The organism is Actinomadura meyerae (assembly GCF_900188445.1).
GTDB classification, from domain to species: domain Bacteria; phylum Actinomycetota; class Actinomycetes; order Streptosporangiales; family Streptosporangiaceae; genus Spirillospora; species Spirillospora meyerae.
On the sequence record NZ_FZOR01000062.1, the window covers coordinates 1 to 16,109 of the forward strand.

Genomic DNA, 16,109 nt, shown 5'->3' on the forward strand with positions numbered 1-16,109 from the left:
GCACCCGCCCGCCAGAGGCCACCGCAACCGACCACCAGCAGCAACCACACCATTCCGGTAAAAGACCACCGCAACCAGGACCAACAACAGAACACCCGCTAGATACGCTTCGCCCGTGGCCATCCACCGGCTGCTCGCACCACCGAGAGCATCAGGTCGCTGAATCAGCACCTCCGCAAGGTCACACACGTGACGGCCACTGCCGCACCGAAGATGGCGGTAGGGACGAATTGGGCCTCCGAACGTGCTGCCAGAAAAAACCAGAACTGCGCCCGCCGACACCTCGCGGGCGCTTCTCAAGAGCACCTGACCGTCGGCGCCCACAGGACACGGTCTGCGGAACCTACGGCTCGGACGAATCTCTCGACGAGCTTGCCGACGCCTGCTCAGACCACATGCAGCAAGACAAACAGACCCGCAACAAGGCCATGTTCAGACACTTCTGGCCGCAAGCCCCTGGTGAGCTTCAGTGGATGGATCCGAACCAGAAGGCCAGGCAGCAAGGGCGAGCCACTGAGCAGGCCGGTCACACCGCGAGCAGGCCGGTCACACCGCGAGCAGGCCGGTCACACCGCGAGCCGGCCGATGATGTGCGCCGCGAAGAGGCCAGACAGGGACGAGCGGGGTATCCAGGGTGCCGACACCAAGCGATCGACCCCCGCAACTTCGCCGCCGGGCAGTGTCGAGGAAGCTGGACGAAGCGGCTTCGCTGAGGGCTCACCCCTGCATCCCACCGTGGGGACGTGGCCGCCGGGGCAGGCACGACGCGCGCCGCACTCGCCCGTCCCCCCAGTTTCACTTTATATCAGAAACTCGCCCCTCATGAGACACAAAAAATTCGTTCATACTGCCGTGGTCGCAAGCCGACCCGACGAACGATGGGGGTAGCGGAATTGGCTTACGTGCTGGGTTTCGAGCAAATCAACTCGACGAATGTCGCGGACGTCGGCGGTAAGGGGGCGAACCTGGGGGAGCTGTCGCGGATCGACGGTGTGCTGGTACCGGACGGCTTCTGTGTCACCGTGGACGCCTTTCAGCGGGTCGTGGCCGAGGCACCGTCCGTCAGCGATCACCTCGACCGGCTGGCGCGCGTGGATCCGGACGACGGCGCAGCGGTCCGGGACCTCAGTGCCAAGGTGCGCCAGGCCATCGAGGCACTCGCGATGCCCGACGATCTCGCGGCGGCGATCAGCGAGGCGACGGCCCGGCTCGGGGAGCGGGACGCGTACGCGGTGCGATCCAGCGCTACAGCGGAGGACCTGCCTACGGCCTCCTTCGCAGGCCAGCAGGACTCCTACCTGAACGTCGTGGGTACGGACGCCGTTCTGCGCCACGTCCGCCGCTGCTGGGCGTCGCTGTTCACCGAGCGGGCGGTGGCCTATCGGTCCCGCAACGGCTTCGACCACCGGAAAGTGCGCATGGCCGTGATCGTCCAGCGAATGGTGTTCCCGGACGCGGCCGGGGTCCTGTTCACCGCCGACCCCGTGACCTCGAACCGAAAGGTCGCCACCGTTGAGGCGGGATGGGGGCTCGGCGAGGCGCTCGTGTCCGGTCTGGTCGCCGCGGACGTCTACACGGTGCGGGACGATCGGCTGGTCACTTCGGCGGTCGCCGCCAAGGCGCGGTCCGTCCAGGCGGCGCCGGGCGGCGGAACCGAGGACGCGCCGGTCGAGGCGCAGCGGCAGGAGCAGGCGGCGTTGACGGACGCGCAGGTCGTGCGCCTGGTGCGGTCGGGCCGGGAGATCGAGGCGCGCTTCGGCCGACCTCAGGACATCGAATGGTGCCTGGTCGGCGATGACTTCCACATCGTGCAGAGCCGGCCGATCACCACCCTGTTCCCCATCCCCGAAGCAGACGACCCGGGAAAGGGCGACCAGGAAACGCGCGTCCAAGAAAAGCGCGACCAGGAAACGCGCGACCAGGAAACGCGCGTCTACGTCTCCGTCGGCCACCAGCAGATGATGACGGACGCGATGAAGCCGCTGGGGCTCTCGTTCTGGCAGCTGACGACCCCGCGGCCGATGCACGAGGCGGGCGGACGGCTGTTCGTCGATGTGGCCCCGATTCTGGCGGTGCCCGCGGCGCGCGCGGGTCTCCTGGAGACGGCGGGGAAGGCCGATCCGATGATGCGGGACGCGCTCCAGGTCGTCCTCGACCGCCCTGATTTCCTTCCCCCGATTCCGGACGACGGCTCCGGCAACGATCCGGCCGGCCCTCCGAGTGGCCCTCCGAGCGGCGACGCGCCCGCCCCGATCGACGCGGATCCGAGCGTCGTCGCCGAGTTGGTCCGGGAGAGCGAGGCGTCCCTCGCCGTACTGCGGCGCGAGATCCAGGGGCTGTCCGGGACGGCGCTGCTCGACTTCATCCTCGGCGACATCGCGGAGGTGAAGCGCATCCTGTTCGCCCCGCGGAGTCACCAGGCGGTGATGGCCGGGATGGAGGCCGCATGGTGGCTCAACGAGCGGCTGGAGGAGTGGCTCGGCGAGAAGAACGCCGCCGACACGCTGACGCTGTCCGTCGATCACAACGTCACGTCGGAGATGGGTCCGGCACTTCTGGATGTCGCGGACGTGATCCGGCCGTTCCCGGAGGTCGTGGCGTTCCTCCAGCGGGTCGCGGACGAAGGCCGGGACGGTGACGGCTTCCTGGTCGAACTCGCCGAGCTCCCCGGCGGACGCGAGGCGAGGGACGCCATCCAGGGCTACCTCGACGCCTACGGCATGCGCTGTGCGGGCGAGATCGACATCACCAGGACGCGCTGGAGCGAGCAGCCCGCCATGCTCGTCCCCGCGCTGCTCGGCAACATCAGGAACTTCGAGCCGGGCGAGGGAAAGCGGCGTTTCGCCGAAGGCCGCGAGGAGGCACTACGGAAAGAGCGGGAACTGCTGGCGCGGCTCCGGCTCCTCCCCGACGGGGAGCGGAAGGCCGCGAAGACCAAACGGATGATCGACCGTGTCCGCGCCTTCGCCGGGTATCGGGAGTACCCCAAGTACGGAATGGTCTGCCGCTACTTCGCCTACAAGCAGGCGTTGCTGCGCGAAGCCGATCGTCTCGTCCGGTCCGGTGTCCTGAGTCGACGCGACGACATCTTCTTCCTCCGTTTCCAGGAACTGCAGGAGGTCGTACGGACGGGCGGCGCCGACGCCGAGCTCATCGCGGAGAGGCGGCGGGCGTTGCGGTCGTACGAGGCCCTCACCCCGCCCCGCGTCCTCACCTCGGACGGCGAGACCGTCACCGGCATGCGGCGGCGTGACGATGTCCCGCCCGGCGCCCTGGCCGGTCTGGCGGTCTCACCCGGGGTCGTCGAGGGTCGTGCCCGTGTCGTCCTGGACATGGCGCAGGCCGACCTTGAGGCGGGCGACATCCTGGTCACCGCCTTCACCGATCCCAGTTGGACGCCCCTGTTCGTCGCCGTCGCCGGGCTGGTGACGGAGGTGGGCGGCCTCATGACGCACGGCGCGGTGATCGCCCGGGAGTACGGCCTGCCCGCCGTGGTGGGCGTGGAGCAGGCGACGCGGCTGATCCGGGACGGGCAGCGCATTCGTATCCACGGATCCGATGGGTACGTCGAGATTCTCGACTGAACCGTCCCGCCGGTCGCCGATGAGTTCGAAGGTGCCCGCGGGTCTACTTCCTGACCGCGATGACCAGGCGCGCGACAACCGCACCCATATGGGGGAAGACATGGGCCTCATCGACATCGAAATGTTCGCGACCCTCGACCTCGTCGCGCAGTCACCCGGCGGCCCCGAGGAGGACCCGGAGGGGTTCCCGTTCGGCGGCTGGCAGGCGCCGCTGCTGGACGAGGTCTCCGGGGCGCAGGTCGGCGCCGCATACGAGGGCACGGACGCCCTGCTGCTCGGCCGTCGGACGTACGAGATCTTCGCCGCCTACTGGCCGAACCACGAGGGCGACGAGGACAGCGAGATCGGCGCGCTGTTCAACAGCGTCCCGAAGTACGTCGCGTCCCGCGGCAGGCCCGACCTGTCGTGGGCCGGGTCCACGCAGCTCGGCCCGGACCTCCCCGCCGCGGTGCGCGAGATCCGCGACCGGCACGAGCGCATCAAGGTCGTCGGGAGCCTGAACCTGGTGCAGACCCTCCTGCGCGAGAAGCTCTTCGACCGGCTCGACCTGTGGGTGCACCCCATCGTGCTCGGCGTCGGGAAGAAGGTGTTCGACGGCGGCGAGGTGCCCTCGAACCTCACGCTCCTCGAACCGCCGGCGTCCAGCCCGAAGGGCACCGTGTACCTGCGCTACGGGCTCGCCGAGGGAACCCCCGCGACGGGTGACATGAGCGCACCCGACCGCGGCGTCTGACGCGGGGTCCGGAACCACCGGGGTGTCGTCAGGTACACCACCGGCTCGGGGTCTTGGCCCAGTGCCGGGATGCGCGCCCGCCGGAAGGCTTGATCACGTTAACGAACGGCCTTCCAGGAGGAAATCATGTCGCGCATCACCCGGTTCGCCGCGCTCGTCACGGCGTCCGCTCTGGTGGCCGGAGTCGGGGCCGCCGGAGTCGGGGCCGCCGGAGTCGGGGCCGCCGGGGTCGAGGTCGCCTCGGCCGCGAACGCCGCCGCTCCCGCGCCTTCACCCGCCCACGGCCCTTCACCCGCCCACGGCAAGGGAGGCGAGGGCGACAAGCTCGACCGGAAGGTGCGGGAGCAGGCGGAGAAGCTGGTCGCGGACGGGGCGCCCGGCGTCATCGTCATGACGCGGCGCGGCGCCCGCGTGTCGCATGTGACCGCCGGGGTAGCGGACAAGGCGACCGGAGCGCCGATGGACCACCGGCTCCAGTTCCGCATCGCCAGCGTGACCAAGTCGTTCACCTCGACGGTGGTGCTGCAGCTCGCCGCCGAGCACCGGCTGTCCCTGGACGACACCGTGGACCGCTGGCTCCCCGGCCTGGTCGCCGCGAACGGCAACGACGGGTCGAAGATCACGATCCGGCAGCTGCTCGCGCAGACCAGCGGGCTGAACGACTACACGCCCGACCCCCGGGTGATGTCCGATCCCGCCCGGACGTGGACGCCCGGGGAGCTGGTCGCGATCGCGACGGAGAAGCCGCCGCTGTACGCGCCCGGCACGGACTGGAACTACTCCAACACCAACTACATCCTCGCCGGGATGATCATCGAGAAGGCGACCGGGCGTCCGGTGGGCGCGGAGCTGCAGCGGCGGATCTTCACGCCGCTGCGGCTCCGGCACACCTTCTACCCGACGACCGACCCGGGCTTCCGCGGCCCGTACGTGCACGGCTACTACTACGAGTACGGCGACGTGAGCACGCTGGTCAGCCCGTCGAGCGCGCGGACGTCAGGCGGCATCGTCAGCACGGTGGACGACGTGGCGCGCTTCCACCGGGCGCTGTTCACCGGCCGGCTGCTGCCGGCGAAGCAGATGCGCGAGCTGCGGACGGTCCGTCCCGTCAACGACGACGGCATCGTGGAGGACTACGGGCTCGGCGTCGCCCGGATCGCGTTCTCCTGCGGCTACGGGTGGGGCCACGACGGCGGCTTCCCCGGCTACCGGACCTGGACCTACACCAGCGCCGACGGCCGCCGCCAGGCGATCATCACCTACAACGAGTCGAAGCTGGAGTCTGACACGACCTTCCGGGCGGACCTCGCCAAGGCCGCCGAGACGGCCTTCTGCGGCTGACGGACACGTGGACACGTGGACACACGACCTCCACGACCGTCTGCGATGATCGTCCAGTGACTCCGACAAAGCGGACATCGATCGTGCTGCTCGCCGTGGCGGCGGTGCTGGCGGGCGCGGCGGGCTGCGGTACCGAGACCGCGCCCGCCGCACTCCCGTCCGAGCCCTATCCGGTGCTGCCGTCGAAGCCGCCGATGCCGACGCCGTTCCCGCCGGAGCGGACCAGGCCGGCGCCGCCCGTCTGCACGCCGGAGGGCATCAGCATCGGGATGGACGAGCCGGAGGCGGCGATGGGCCTGCGCGCCGCGACCATCCGGCTCCGCAACTGCGGCGACCGGCCGTACCGGCTGAACGGCTACCCGTCCGTGCGCGTCCTCGACAAGGACCGGCAGCCGTTCGACGTGAAGGTCGTGCGCGGCACGAGGCAGGTCAAGGATCCGGGGCCGAAGCCGCTGACGATCCGGCCGGGCGGGTCCGCGGTCTTCGGGATCCTCTGGCGGAACCTCGTCACCGACCCGACGACGACGGCGGTGGCGGGCACGTACCTGGAGGTGCGGCCGGCGCCGGGACGGCCCGTCGTCATCGTCGAGTCCGACGGGCCCCTCGACCTCGGCAACACCGGGCGCATGGAGGAGACCGCCTGGCACCTCCCCCGCCGCTCGAGCACCCCCCGCCGCCCGAGCATCCCCCGCCGCTAGAGCACCTCCGACGGCTCCTGACGCACCAGGAGCCGTCCGGCTCAGCGGGGCGGTGCCTGGACCTTGCCGATGCCGAGGGTGTTCTCCGCGGGCATCAGGCCGGTCTCCAGGACCTTGACCAGGATCGGCATCGTCAACTGCCCCAGCCGCTCTGACTTGGCCTCGCCGAGGGCACGCCAGGGCGCGTAGGCGAGGTCGTCGGTCAGCCGCTCGACGGAGTCGCGCAGCTCCCGGCCCCGGTCGGTCGCGGCGCCGGCGGCGTCGACGAGACCGCGGGACGCGAGGCGGTCGCGGGCGGCGGCCCATTCCTCGTCCGTCCAGCCGCGGCTCGCGAACGTCTCCGCGGCGGCGGCGCCGACCGCGGCGAACGAGACGAGCGACTCGGCCGGGTCGAGCCCGTGGGCGAGGAGCGCGGCGACGTGGCCGTCCCCGCGCTGCTCGCGCAGGATGCCGATCGCGTGCCACAGGACGAGGTGCGGCTCGTCCGGCCAGGGCAGGTCGGCGTTCGCGGCGGCGATCGGGCGTCCCGCGGTGTCCGCCTCCTCGGCTGCGGCGCGGGCCAGTGCGGCAGCCTCGGCGAGGTCCGGCGAGGCGATGCCGTCGCCGAGCAGCGCCCGGTACATGCGGTCGACGGCGCGCTCCCTGGCCGCCAGGACGCGCTCCGGCGGCGCGACCGTCCACGCCGCGGGGATGTACTCGGCCACCATGCGCGGGCTGAAGCTGTAGAAAGCGGACGCGACCCGCTCCGGGCCTGCCTCACCGAGCGGGGCGGCACGCCAGGCGAAGTAGCTGGGCCAGCGCGTGTCGACGTCGTACCCGAGCCCCGCCGCCTCGGCGAAGACGTCGGGCGAGTACCAGAACAGGGCGTGCACGGCTTCGAGCTGGTGCCACATCTGCCGCGCCAGGCCGGGGTTCTCCGTCATCGGGGCTCCTCGGGTCGAGATCGATCAAGTCGGTAGCCCCACCAGCCTATCTTGACAGCGACAAGATTTCACGGCCTGAACCGGAACGCATCCGCATCCGACCAGCGCCCGTCCGGCCGCAGCGGCACCGGCATCCCGTCCGGTGGGGCACTGACCTGCGGCGACGGCATCACCGGCACGGTGCCCGCACGCCCGGAGAAGCCACCCCCCGGCACCACCGGGTAGCCGCCCCACGCTCGGGGACGGTCCCCGGAGCGGACCGGCGGACGTGCCGCCCCGATCGCGGGCGGCGCCGCCGCCGTCGCCGGTGCCGATCCATCTGCCGATCCGTACGCCGACCCATCTGCCGATCCGTACGCCGATCCATACGCCGATCCATATGCCGATACGCCGGAGACGGCACGGCGGGTGCGGCGCTCATGGCGGGGGAACGCGAGCAGCGCGAGGACGGCCAGGCCGACGCCCGCGACGCGCAGCAGGAACGGTCCCGACTCCCGCGGCCACGGCTCCCCGTACAGCAGCGTGGCCGACAGCAGCAGGTGCGTCTTCGCGGTGACCGTGACCACCGTGACGATGATCGTCAGGCGGCAGCGCTGCAGTCCGATCGACAGCAGCCCGAGGCCGAGGACGCCCGCGAGCAGGAACAGGTAGGGGTGCGGCGACGCCAGCACCCCGGCGCCCCGGCCGCCGGCGAGCATCATCGCCATGCCCTGCCCGAACACCTCGGTCGCGCCGAGCAGCACGCCCGCGCCGAGCCCGTGCGCGATCCCGGTCAGCGGGCGCGCGTGCCGCCCGCTGACCGCGCGATCGCGCACGCAGAACATCCAGAGCGGCAGGACCAGCGACGGCACGAACACCAGGCCCGCCTTCGCCGGCGAGAGACCCCCGGCTGTGCCGTCACCGCCCGGCCGGTGCAGCGCGTCCGACAGCGATTCGCCGGCGCCGGGCAGCACCGACAGCGCCGCGGTGATCATCGCAGCCACGGTGATGAGGACGGCGAGCCACTCCCGCGACGTGGGCCGCTCGCCGAACCCGCTCATCCCCACCGCGAGGAGCGTGACGAGGCCGAGCCCGTAGGCGGGCAGGGTCGCGACCACCGGCAGCGTGACGAGCGCGACCGCCGAGAGCGCGAACCCCGCGAGCAGCACCGCGACCCCGGCGAACCAGCGCGGGCTGCGGACGAGCCGTCCGGCGGCGTGCAGCGGATGCCGGGCCCCGATCGGGTCCATCCGCCCGGCGGCCGTCTTGAACAGGACGTAGGCGGCGATGTAGACGGCCTGCGCGGCGCAGGCGAGGACGACAGCGTGCATGGCGCACCTCCGGGGTGGGACGCGCGTCCTCCACCCCACCCGGCGAAAGACGCCGCCGAAGGCGAAAGACGCTGCCGAATCGGATGGTGACATGGGGAGGGCGCCCGCCGATTCCCCCCGCGGGACGGATAAAACGCCTGGTTTGTGCGCCTCGGTGAGTATCGCGCCGCCCGGCTGTCCCGGACAGGCCAAGATCAATGCATCGGTCGCATTGCCGATCACTCACCGCAGGTGAATGATTGCGGTGCGCTTCCGAGTCGAGTTGGTGATGCAGTGTCGGTCAGGTTGGAAAGGCTGGGCGAACCGTTCGGCTTCAGCGACGGCGAGGGCGGCCGCCGCGCCCGCCGGACGGTACGCGACCGCGCCGCGAAGCTCATCGCCGACGAGGGGGTCCTCGACGACGTCGAGCTGATGACGGGGGAGGCCGTCGCCAACGCCGTCCTGCACGGGACCGGGCTCGTCACGGTGACCGTCGCCACCGACGGCCGCGCCCTGCTGGTGGAGATCGCCGACGACGGGCCCGCCCGTCCCGCTCCGGCGGCGGCCGACCCGCACCTCCGCCGCCGCCTCGACCACGGCCGCGGCCTCACCGTCATCGACGCCCTCGCCGACGAATGGGGCCTGGAGCAGACCCCCGACCGCACCCGCCTCTGGTTCACGGTCACCACCTGAACGCGCACCCCGGGCATACGAGGCGAGCGGCACGAGTGCCGCCAGGAGCCGCCGGGCTGGAGGCGCCGGGCTGGAGGCGCGCCGGGCTAGGAGGTCAGGGAGCGGCGGAGGATCTTGCCGGTGGCGTTGCGGGGCAGCGCGTCCAGGAAGTGGACGTCGCGGGGCACGGCGAAGCGGGCCAGATGCTCCCGCACATGGGCCCGGACGGCGTCGGCGTCCAGCTCGGCCCCCTCGCGCAGGACGAGGAACGCGGCGGCCCGCTGCCCGAACTCCTCGTCCGGGACGCCGACGACGGCGACCTCGCGGACCTGCGGCAGCTTCTCCAGCACCTCTTCGATCGCGCCCGGGAACACGTTCTCCCCGCCCGAGACGATCATGTCGTCGTCGCGGCCGTGCACGAACAGCCGGCCCTCCGTGTCGAGGTGCCCGACGTCGCCGAGGCTCATCAGGCCGTCCCGCATCTCCTTGGTGCCGCCACCGGTGTACCCGGCGAACAGCAACTCGTTGGCGGCGAAGATGCGGCCGGTGGCGCAGGGCGGGACGGGGCGGCCCTCGTCGTCCAGGATCGCGACCTTCGTCCCGGGCGGCGGCGTTCCGGCCGTGTCGGGGGCGGCGCGCAGGTCGGCGGGCGTGGCGATGGTGACCCAGGACGCCTCCGTCGACCCGTACAGGTTGTAGAGGACGTCGCCGAACGCGTCCATGAAGGCGGTGGCGAGCGTGGCGGGCAGCGCCGAGCCGCTGACGGCGGCGATCCGCAGCGAGGACGTGTCGTACTCGCGCCGCGCCGGCTCCGGGAGGTCCATGACGCGCTGGAGCATGACCGGCACGGCGACGAGCGCGGTCGCGCCGGTGGCATCGATCGTGCGGAGGGTCTGCGCGGGGTCGAACCGGCTCCGCAGGACGATCGTGGCGCGCAGCGAGATCGCGATCTGGAGCATCGCGTAACCCCAGGTGTGGAACAGCGGCGCCTCGATGAACATCCGCTCGTGCACCCGGTACGGGATGCGGGACAGGATCGAGGTGAGCGGCGACAGCCCGGGGCGCGAGTGCCGGTCGGCGCCCTTGGGGCTGCCGGTGGTGCCGGAGCTGAGCACGATCGTCCGGCCCGCCTTCGCCGGCGGGTCGACCGGCGCGGAGGGCGCGGTGGCGATCGCGTTCTCCAGCTCCGAGCCGGGCCCACCCGCCGTGATGACGTGCACGGTCTTCGGCACGGCCGCGATGAACGCGGCGAACTCGGCGTCGGCGATGACGACCTCGACCCGCTGCTGCCGCAGGACGGTGACGAGCTGATCGGTGCTCATCCCCGTGTTGAGCAGGACGAGGTCGGAGCCGCGCTTGCTGCACGCGGCGAGCGTCTCCACCATGCCGCGGTGGTTGCGGCACAGCACCGCCACGCGGGGCGAGTCGTTGAACCGGCCGAGCGCGGCGGCGAGCCGGTCGGTGCGCGCGTCGAGCTCGCCGTAGGTCAGCTCCCCGGCGTCGTCGACGATGGCGACGACGCCGGGGTCGCGGGCGGCCGCGGAGGCGACCGTCCCGCCGAGCAGGGTGCCCCAGCGGCGCAGGGCGTCGAGCTGGCGGACGACCTTCAGCGGCGGTCCCGGGCGCCACAGCCCGCTCCGGGCGAACATGCCGCCCGCGCGCGCGACCGACGCCGCACGGCGCCCGAATTCCGATCGTCCGCTCATTGCCACCGCCTCCGGTACGGGGATCCGGATTACCGACCGTACGCACGGCCGGTTCCGCGCACTCCGTCCTGAACCAACCCTTTGGCGGCGGCGGTTATCACGAGCCTGACAACGAACCGTCCGCCGTGGCGGCCACCGGGGCGGTCGCCTTGTCCGCCGTGCTCTTGTCCGCCGCGTTCGCGCTCTTGCCGGGCGCGTCCGCGTCGGCGGGCTCCGCCAGGTCGAGGCTGTCGCGCAGCGTGACCGGCTTGAGCAGCGCCGCCGCGATGATCCCGACGACCGCGATGGCGGTGGACACCAGGAAGATGTGCCCGGTGGCGTCGCCGTAGGCGGCCCGGACGACCTCCCGGACCGGTGCCGGCAGCGCCGCGATGTCGAGGTTGCCGGCGTCGCCGCCGCCCGAGGTCGGGTCGACGCCGAGCCGCCGCAGCCCGCTCGCGATCTTGCCGGCGACCTGGTTGGCGAGGATCGCGCCGAGCACCGACACGCCGACCGTCCCGCCGAGGGAGCGGAAGAAGGTGACGGTCCCGCTGGCGGCGCCGATCTCGTTCAGGTGCACGGAGTTCTGCACCACGAGCACGAGGTTCTGCATCGTCATGCCGACACCGGCGCCGATCAGGAACATCCCGACGCCGAGGTAGACCAGCGACGTCTCGTGGTCGATCATGGCGAGCATCCCGAACCCGGCCGTCAGGACGAGCGTCCCGAGCACGATGTACGGCTTCACCTTGCCGGTCTTGGTGGCCAGGCGTCCGGCGACGGTGGACGCGCCGAACACGCCGAGCATCATCGGGAACGTCAGCAGGCCGGCCTTGGTCGGGCTGTAGCCGCGCCCGATCTGGAAGTACTGGCCGAGGAAGACGGCCCCGCCGAACATGGCCATGCCGACCGCGAGGCTCGCGATGATCGCGAGGGCGGTGTTGCGGCGCGCGACGATGTCCAGCGGGACGATCGGCTCGGCCGCCCGCGACTCGACCCACACGGCGACCGCGAGCAGCGCGACGCCGCCGCCCGCCATCGCGGCGGTCTGCCAGGACAGCCAGGCGAAGTGCTCGCCGACGAAGGTGACCCAGATCAGCAGGGTGCTGACGCCCGCGGCGATCAGCGTGGCGCCCGCGTAGTCGATCTTCACGTCGGGCCGCCGCATGACCGGCAGCTTGAGGGTCTTCTGCAGCAGCACGAACGCGACGACGGCGAACGGGACGCCGATGAAGAAGCACCAGCGCCAGCCGAGCCACGAGTCGACGATCAGCCCGCCGAGCAGCGGCCCGCCGACGGTCGCGACCGCCATCACGCCGCCGAGGTAGCCGTAGTAGCGGCCCCGGTCGCGCGGGCTGATCATGGCGGCCATGATGATCTGGACCAGGATCTGCAGCGCGCCGACGCCGAGGCCCTGCACCGCGCGGAAGAAGATGAGCTGCGGGGTGTTCTGCGCGAACCCGGAGGCCGCCGACGCCACGATGAAGATGACGACGCCCACCTGGAGCAGCGTCTTCTTGCTGTAGAGGTCGGCCAGCTTGCCCCAGATGGGGGTACTGGCGGTGGACACCAGCAGGGTCGCGGTGACGACCCACGTGTACTGCGACTGGCTGCCCTTGAGCGCACCGATGATCTGCGGCAGCGCCGTGGACACGACAGTGCCGCTGAGCATCGCCACGAACAGCACCAGCAGCAGGCCGCTGAGCGCTTCTAGGACCTGCCGGTGCGTCATCGGCGCAGGTCTGGTCGGGGCAGGAACGGTCAAGAGTCGCCTCCGCGTGAAAGTTGGGAACGAGACCTCAACCCCTCCGGCCGGACCTCTTATTCCCACTGGGCAAATTTTCTCACAGCGCAGTATTTGAAGGTGGGTAGGCTGGACGCACCATGGAGAGCACCGGTGGGCTGCGCGAACACAAGGGCGAGCTGCGCGAGGGCGAGCCGCGCGAGAGCGGCCGGCCCGGGGCGGCGGGCGGGCGGCCCGGACCGGCGGCCGGTTGGCCCGAGCCGCGGGGCGGGCTCCGCGAGCGCAAGAAGGAGGCGACCCGCCGCGCCCTCCACGAGGCCGCGATGCGCCTGTCCGTCGAGCACGGCCTGGACGAGGTCACCGTCGAGGCCATCGCCGACGCCGCCGGGGTGTCCCGCCGCACGTTCTCCAACTACTTCGGCGGCAAGGAGGAGGCCCTCCTCTACAGCGGCGAGCAGCGGATGCGGGCCCTGCTGGAGATCTTCCCGACCCGCCCGGAGGACGAGTCGTCCTGGACGGCGCTGCAGGCGACGTGGCGGCTCGTCCACGAGCGGTTCGGCGACCTCGACCCGCAGTGGGCGGCGCAGGTCCGGCTCGCCCGCAACCACCCGTCCGTGCTGGCCCGGCAGCTCGCCCACTACGCCGAGTTCGAGCGGGCCCTCACCGAGCTGATCGCCGAGCGGGACGGCGTCCCGTCCGCGGGCCTCCGCCACCGCGTCATGGCGGGCGCCTTCATGACCGCGCTGCGCATCGCGTCCGTGATCTGGACCGAGGAGCGCTCCACCCGCTCCCTCGCCGAAGTGGTCGAGGAGACCCTCGCCGAGATCTCCCGCGAGTACCGCTGACCACGGGCACCGCTGACCGCGAGGAGGGGATCGCGGCGCGGCTCCCGGCCTGATTTGATCCGGAGCACGGCGCGGCTTCCGGCTCCAGCCGGAGCACGGCGCGGCCGGTCCGGGCGGTCAGGGGCGGGGGATGTTGCGCAGGTTGCTGCGCGCCAGGTCGAGCATCTTGCCGACGCCGCCGGTGAGGACGGTCTTGCCGGCCGACAGCGCGAACCCCTTGACCTGCTCCGGCGTGATGTGCGGCGGGATGGACAGGGCGTTCGGGTCGGTGACGACGTCCAGCAGGTACGGGCCGGGCGCGGCGAGGGCCCGCTCCATCACCGTGCGGACGTCGGTCGGGCGCTCGACCCGCGCCGACTCGATGCCCATCGCCTCCGCGATCGCCGCGAAGTCGACGGCCTCGTGGTCGGTCTCGTAGGCGGGGAAGCCGTCCACCATCATCTCCAGGCGCACCATGCCGAGCGACGCGTTGTTGAACACGATGATCTTCACGGGGACGCGGTGGAGCTTCACGGTCAGCAGTTCGCCGAGCAGCATGCCGAGGCCGCCGTCGCCGGACAGCGACACGACCTGGCGTCCGGGCGCGCCGTACTGGGCGCCGATGGCGTGCGGCAGCGCGTTGGCCATGGAGCCGTGCACGAACGAGCCCATCACGCGGCGGCGGCCGTTGGGGGTGAGGTAGCGGGCGGCCCACACGTTGCACATACCGGTGTCGACGGTGAATATCGCGTCGTCGTCGGCGAGGTCGTCCAGGACGCTAGCGACGAACTCCGGATGGATCGGAATGTGCTTCTCGATGTCGCGCGTGTAGGCGGAGACGACGTTCTCCAGAGCGCGCGTGTGGCGGTGCAGCATGTCGTCCAGATACGACTGGTCGTGCTTCTGCTCCACCTGGTCCATGACGAGCCTCAGCGTCTCGCCCACGTCACCATGGACGGCCAGGTCGAGCGGGGTGCGCCGCCCCAGTTTCGCCGGGTCGTCGTCCACCTGGACGGTGTTCTTGCCGGGCAGGAACGGGTCGTACGGGAAGTCGGTGCCCAGCAGCAGGACGAGGTCGGCGGCCTGCATCGCCTCGTAGCACGCGCCGTAGCCGAGCAGCCCGCTCATGCCGACGTCGAAGGGGTTGTCGTACTGGATCCACTCCTTGCCCCGCAACGCGTGCCCGACCGGCGACAGGAGCTTGTGCGCCAGCTCCATCACCTCGGCGTGCGCGTCCTTCACGCCGGAGCCGCAGAACAGCATCGGCCTGCGCGCCCGGTTCAGCGCCTCGGCGAGCTGCGCGACCTGGTCGGCCGGCGGCCGGACGATCCCCTTCCGGACGAGGAAGTCGTGCTTCCCGGTCGGGGCGGCCGCGTCCTTGCCGGCGGTGTCGCCGGGCATCGTCAGCACCGCGACGCCGCCGTGCCCGATGGCGTGCTGGATCGCCGTCCGCAGGATGCGCGGCATCTGCTCCGGCGTGACGATCTGCTCGCAGAAATGGCTGCACTCGGTGAACAGCCGCTCGGGATGGGTCTCCTGGAAGTAGCCGCTGCCGATCTGCACGCTCGGGATCTGCGACGCCAGCGCCAGCACCGGCGCCCCCGACCGGTGCGCGTCGTACAGGCCCTGGATCAGGTGCGTGTTGCCGGGTCCGCAACTGCCCGCGCACACCGCGAGCCGCCCGGTCGTCTGCGCCTCGGCCGCCGCCGCGAACGCGCCCGCCTCCTCGTTGCGGACATGGACCCAGTCGATGCCGTCCGTCCGCCGGACGGCGTCCACGACCGGGTTGAGGCTGTCGCCCACCACCCCGTAGACGCGCCGCACTCCGGCCTGCCGCAGCACTTCGATGAACTGGTCGGCGACGGTCGCCATGCGTGCCTCCCGTGGTCTGCCCCGCTCCCCGCTCCGGGCAATGCCCGATGATCTCCTCCTGACACCCGGCCGCCCGCCGGGTTAAATAGTCAAACCATGAACCGGATGTGGGCCGGGGCCGGGGTACGCGAGTGGGGCGTGGGCGATGGATGAGCGGGACGATCTCGGCTTCTGGACGTTCGTCGACCTCGCGGGACGGCGGCTGGCCGAGGAGTTCGGCTTCCCGGACCGGCTCGCGACCCGGCTGCTGCTGACCCTGAACCGGGCGTCGGCGATCGTCACCTACGACCTGGAGTCCACGGTCCACCGGCCGCGCGGGCATTCCTGGGCCGGGTTCCGGCTGCTGTTCGTGACGTGGCTCGCCGGTCCGCTGGAGCCGGGACGGGCCGCGACGCTCGCCGGGATGAGCCGCGCCGCCGTCTCCAACCTGGCGAAGACACTGGTCGCGGACGGGATGATGGACCGGGCGCCCGGCGAGCGCGACGGCCGGTCGGTGATCCTGTCGCTCACCCCGAAGGGCCGCGCGGCGATGCTGGAGATCTTCGCCGCGCAGCACGAGCGCGAGCGGCAGTGGGCCGGCGCGCTGACCGAGACCGAGCAGCAGATGCTGATCATGCTGCTGGACAAGCTCATCGCGGGCCGGACGTCCTTCGGCGCCCGCGAACGCTCCTGACGTGCGGCGGCCCGGCGGGGCGGCCCGGCGCGCGCGGCGAGCCCGGCACCGGGGAGTGACCGGGTTGGGCC

Annotated in this window: 12 protein-coding genes; 7 read left to right on the forward strand and 5 right to left on the reverse strand. The window is 71.7% G+C overall.

What is annotated here, in order from left to right; all coding sequences use genetic code 11:
- Positions 1–743 precede the first annotated feature (743 nt).
- The 4 genes from rph to CHF16_RS36775 all read left to right on the forward strand — a co-directional run bounded on the left by rph (position 744) and on the right by CHF16_RS36775 (position 6,356).
- Positions 744–3,584, forward strand: coding sequence for a rifamycin-inactivating phosphotransferase (gene rph / locus CHF16_RS36760; protein WP_245869762.1), 2,841 nt, complete (start codon positions 744–746; stop codon positions 3,582–3,584).
- Between the two features lie 100 nt (positions 3,585–3,684).
- On the forward strand, positions 3,685–4,317 hold the full coding sequence (locus tag CHF16_RS36765; protein WP_089330809.1) for a dihydrofolate reductase family protein: 633 nt from the start codon (positions 3,685–3,687) through the stop codon (positions 4,315–4,317).
- A 126-nt stretch (positions 4,318–4,443) separates the two neighbouring features.
- A complete protein-coding gene (locus CHF16_RS36770; RefSeq protein ID WP_089330810.1) occupies positions 4,444–5,658 on the forward strand; it encodes a serine hydrolase domain-containing protein in 1,215 nt (404 codons plus the stop codon).
- A gap of 56 nt (positions 5,659–5,714) precedes the next feature.
- On the forward strand, positions 5,715–6,356 hold the full coding sequence (locus CHF16_RS36775; protein ID WP_143228277.1) for a DUF4232 domain-containing protein: 642 nt from the start codon (positions 5,715–5,717) through the stop codon (positions 6,354–6,356).
- A gap of 41 nt (positions 6,357–6,397) precedes the next feature.
- On the opposite strand, the gene CHF16_RS36780 is transcribed toward CHF16_RS36775, so the two are convergent.
- Positions 6,398–7,279 carry an SCO6745 family protein gene (locus CHF16_RS36780; protein ID WP_089330812.1) on the reverse strand — a complete coding sequence of 294 codons (882 nt, stop codon included), beginning with the start codon at positions 7,277–7,279 and terminating at the stop codon, positions 6,398–6,400.
- A gap of 68 nt (positions 7,280–7,347) precedes the next feature.
- Positions 7,348–8,589: a hypothetical protein gene (locus CHF16_RS36785; protein WP_089330813.1), complete on the reverse strand. Its 1,242-nt coding sequence runs from the start codon at positions 8,587–8,589 to the stop codon at positions 7,348–7,350.
- A 285-nt stretch (positions 8,590–8,874) separates the two neighbouring features.
- On the opposite strand from CHF16_RS36785, the gene CHF16_RS36790 reads away from it, so the two are divergent.
- Positions 8,875–9,261 (forward strand): ATP-binding protein, encoded by a 387-nt coding sequence (locus CHF16_RS36790; RefSeq protein WP_089330814.1) that lies wholly within the window; start codon positions 8,875–8,877, stop codon positions 9,259–9,261.
- Positions 9,262–9,347: 86 nt separating this feature from the next.
- Here CHF16_RS36790 and CHF16_RS36795 read toward each other — a convergent pair whose 3' ends face one another.
- Complete coding sequence (locus tag CHF16_RS36795; RefSeq protein ID WP_089330815.1) at positions 9,348–10,946, reverse strand: AMP-binding protein; 1,599 nt, start codon at positions 10,944–10,946, stop codon at positions 9,348–9,350.
- Between the two features lie 97 nt (positions 10,947–11,043).
- Positions 11,044–12,657 (reverse strand): MDR family MFS transporter, encoded by a 1,614-nt coding sequence (locus CHF16_RS36800; RefSeq protein WP_089330816.1) that lies wholly within the window; start codon positions 12,655–12,657, stop codon positions 11,044–11,046.
- 152 nt (positions 12,658–12,809) lie between these two features.
- Between CHF16_RS36800 and CHF16_RS36805 the strand changes: the two genes are divergently transcribed.
- The gene (locus CHF16_RS36805) at positions 12,810–13,514 is read left to right on the forward strand and encodes a TetR/AcrR family transcriptional regulator (RefSeq protein WP_089330817.1); all 705 of its coding nucleotides are present in this window, start codon (positions 12,810–12,812) and stop codon (positions 13,512–13,514) included.
- A 117-nt stretch (positions 13,515–13,631) separates the two neighbouring features.
- Here CHF16_RS36805 and CHF16_RS36810 read toward each other — a convergent pair whose 3' ends face one another.
- The gene (locus CHF16_RS36810) at positions 13,632–15,365 is read right to left on the reverse strand and encodes a pyruvate dehydrogenase (RefSeq protein WP_089330818.1); all 1,734 of its coding nucleotides are present in this window, start codon (positions 15,363–15,365) and stop codon (positions 13,632–13,634) included.
- A 145-nt stretch (positions 15,366–15,510) separates the two neighbouring features.
- Here CHF16_RS36810 and CHF16_RS36815 point away from each other — a divergent pair, with 145 nt between their 5' ends.
- On the forward strand, positions 15,511–16,038 hold the full coding sequence (locus tag CHF16_RS36815; protein ID WP_089330819.1) for a MarR family winged helix-turn-helix transcriptional regulator: 528 nt from the start codon (positions 15,511–15,513) through the stop codon (positions 16,036–16,038).
- The last annotated feature ends 71 nt before the right edge of the window (positions 16,039–16,109 follow it).